Source organism: Streptomyces chisholmiae (assembly GCF_031845445.1).
Classification (GTDB): domain Bacteria; phylum Actinomycetota; class Actinomycetes; order Streptomycetales; family Streptomycetaceae; genus Streptomyces; species Streptomyces chisholmiae.
Map to the genome: position 1 here is coordinate 1 of NZ_JAVREO010000088.1, position 506 is coordinate 506.

Annotated in this window: 1 protein-coding gene; it reads right to left on the reverse strand. The window is 64.2% G+C overall.

Annotation, left to right across the window (positions count from 1 at the left end; all coding sequences use genetic code 11):
• Nucleotides 1-506 (reverse strand): alpha-amylase family glycosyl hydrolase (locus tag RM844_RS32190; RefSeq protein ID WP_311670990.1); only part of this gene is annotated, 506 nt, incomplete at both ends.

A 506-nucleotide genomic window follows, 5' to 3' on the forward strand; every position in this document is an offset into this window, starting at 1 on the left:
GTAGACATACCCGGTGTTGGTCAGCAGCAACGGCGACGTCGTCGCGGTGTGCAGCCACGGATGCCTGCGGCGCAGCCCGATCAGATATTGGTGCAGCCTGATGGCATCGGAATCATCTGGGGGAGTGGAGAATTCCGGCCGTATGGCATCGTCGCCGCCACGGCGTTCCTCCTTGACGCCCCGGTAGGCCGACTCGTCGCCGGAGTAGATGCTCGGTGTCCCGCCGGTGGTCAGCAACAGCACCAGCGCGTGCTCGAGGTGCGCGGAATTCTGCAACTGGCTGGCGATCCGGGTCACGTCATGGTTACCCACGAAGGTCAGCGGTACGAACGTGGCGAGGAAGTCGTTGTGCCGCTTCAGTGCCCAGTCCAGCTCGTGGAAGTTGCCGTCGTTGAGGCTGCTCCAGATGGCCTTCCATAGCTCGTACTGGGTCACCGAGTCGAAGGTGGCGGCGCGGACGGTCGCGGAGTAGTCGCCGTGGATGACCTCGCCGACGAACCAGGCGT